Source organism: Streptomyces spiramenti (assembly GCF_012034385.1).
GTDB lineage: Bacteria > Actinomycetota > Actinomycetes > Streptomycetales > Streptomycetaceae > Streptomyces > Streptomyces spiramenti.
This window is the reverse complement of sequence record NZ_JAAVJB010000401.1, coordinates 1-2,443: the sequence shown is the minus strand read 5'-3', so window position 1 is coordinate 2,443 and position 2,443 is coordinate 1. Positions and strand designations below refer to the sequence as shown.

The following is a 2,443-nucleotide window of genomic DNA, read 5'->3' as shown; positions in this document are numbered from 1 at the left end:
CGGCCGGTCCGTGGACCGGCCGAGGCCGCGGCGCGAGCGGGGCGCCGGGTGAGTGGCGCCCCGCGGGGGTCAGTCCTTGGGGGACGTGTCCAGCAGGTCACCGTCGCCGGTGTCCTTGTCCGACTTGTCACCGGCGCCGGCAGCACCGGAGCCGCTGCCGGAACCGGAGGTCACCGATTCGAGCTCCCCGTTCTCCTGGGCCTCCGTCATGGCGGCGACCGCGGACTCGATGAGCGCCTCCTCAGCCTCCTCGGCCTGGGCCTCCTTGAAGGCGACGTGCTCCTCGCGCAACGACTTCAGTGTCGCGATGCACATGGCGATCATGATGAAGCTGAACGGCAGCGCGATCACGACCGCGACGTTCTGGAGGATCGTCAGTCCGTGCCCGGCTCCCGCCAGCAGCAGCGCGACGGCCACGAGGCCCTCGACGCTGGCCCAGAACACGCGGCTCCAGGTCGGCGGGTTGGGGTCGCCGCCGGAGGCCAGCATGTCCACCACGTAGGAGGCGGAGTCGGAGGAGGTCACGAAGAAGAACACGATCAGCAGGATCGCGAGGCCGATGACGATGGTCGCGCCGGGCAGCGAGTCCAGCAGCGCGAAGAGCGCGGCCGTCGAGTCGACGGAGCCGTCCTCGCCTGTCATTCCCCCGGTGGCCTGCTCCTCACGGATACCCGAGCCGCCGACCACGGAGAACCAGAAGAAGCTCAGCATCGTCGGCACGACCAGCGCGCCGACGACGAACTCACGGACAGTGCGGCCACGCGAGATGCGGGCGATGAAGATGCCGACGAACGGCGCCCACGACATCCACCAGCCCCAGTAGAAGATGGTCCAGCCGCCGACCCAGCCGGTGCCGTCCTCGCCGTGCCACGAGCCGGTGTCCAGGCTGAGCGCCGCGAAGTTCTGCAGGTAGACACCGATGTTCTGGAAGAAGTCGGTGAGCAGGACGGTGGTGGCGCCGGCGATCAGGATGAACAGCAGGATCCCGGCCGCCAGGACCGCGTTGACGTTGGACAGGTACTTGACGCCCTTGTCCAGGCCGGAGACCACCGACAGCGTCGCGATGATCGTGATGATGATGACGATCACGCTCAGGACGCCGGCGCTCGGGTCGGTGATGATGCCCAGGTGGTCCAGGCCGGCACCGATCTGCTGGACGCCGAAGCCCAGGGAGGTGGCGACACCGAAGACGGTGCCGACGACGGCGATGACGTCGATGGCGTCACCGAGGCGGCCACGCACGCGGTCACCGAGCAGCGGCTCCAGCGCGTAGCGGATGGAGACGGGGCGGCCCTTGCGGTGGACGGCGTAGGCGACGGCGAGTCCGACGACGATGTAGATCGCCCACGGGTGGAAGCCCCAGTGGAGGAAGGTCTGGCTCATGGCGAACTCGGCGCGCTCGGCCTCGCTCTCACCGACGCCGGGCTTCGGTCCCATGTAGAAGCTCAGCGGCTCGGCGACGCCCCAGAAAACGAGGCCGATGCCCATGCCCGCGGCGAAGAGCATCGACAGCCAGGAGCCGAGGCTGAAGTCCGGTTTCTGGTCATCCTTGCCGAGCTTGATGTTGCCGTACTTGCTGAACCCCATGAAGAGGGCGTACAGCACGAAGAACGACACCAGCGGCACGTAGTACCAGCTCAGGTTGTCCACAACCTCGACCCGGAACGAGAGGAGGTTGTCCGCTGCTCCTTCGCCTCCGAGCATGGCCCAGAGGACGAAGACGCCGATGATGGCGACGGATGGCCAGAACACCCATGGCGCGATCGAAGCAGTGCGGGCGGGTGGCCTCACACCACCACGGTCCGTCTCCGCTGTCGTCTCTTTCCCCGGATGTCCTGATGACATAAGCAAATTCCTTCCGCCGCAACCGCTTCCGCGGTCCGTATCCGTTGAGCCAACGGATCTCGCCTGCCCCCAGTGGCCGGGAACATACGTCACGGTTAGGTCACCTTGGCGTGTCGAACAGGACGCGGCGGCGTTTTTGGGTTAGGGGGCGGTGACCCTCAGCTTCCGGCGGAGAAGCGGAGGATGTCACTCAGGAACGGGAGCTCCAGCCACGGCCGCGGCTGGGCCATGAGGGTGAGCAGCACGATCGCCAGGCCCATGCCGCCGTACGTCAGCACGTCCGTGTAGCGGGACCGGACAGCGAGCATGCCGACGGCCGAGACGGTGACGCGGAGGGCCGCGCCGGCGAGCATCGCCGCGCCGACTGTCAACAACCCGATCCGGAAATCCACGATCATGACGAGAAGTCCGGAAACGACCACCGCGATGACGCTCAGCAACGGCCACTGCCGGATGGGGGCCGGGGAGTCACCGTCCGCGTACCGCCGACCGCCCTCCGGCGGGGCGGTGTCCCGCGTGACCGTCGGGTAGCGCCGCGAGCCACGGCGGAGCCGCCGGACGCGCCGCGGCTCGGCCGCGGCGCCGGACACCCCCGCGG

The 2,443-nt window shown here is 68.4% G+C and carries 2 protein-coding genes; both read right to left on the bottom strand.

The annotated features are described in order from the left end of the window. Positions 1–69: 69 nt before the first annotated feature. Positions 70–1,752, bottom strand: coding sequence for a BCCT family transporter (locus HCJ92_RS23645; protein ID WP_338054357.1), 1,683 nt, complete (start codon positions 1,750–1,752; stop codon positions 70–72). A 251-nt stretch (positions 1,753–2,003) separates the two neighbouring features. After that, positions 2,004–2,435: a DUF3017 domain-containing protein gene (locus tag HCJ92_RS23640; RefSeq protein ID WP_338054358.1), complete on the bottom strand. Its 432-nt coding sequence runs from the start codon at positions 2,433–2,435 to the stop codon at positions 2,004–2,006. Between the last annotated feature and the right edge of the window lie 8 nt (positions 2,436–2,443).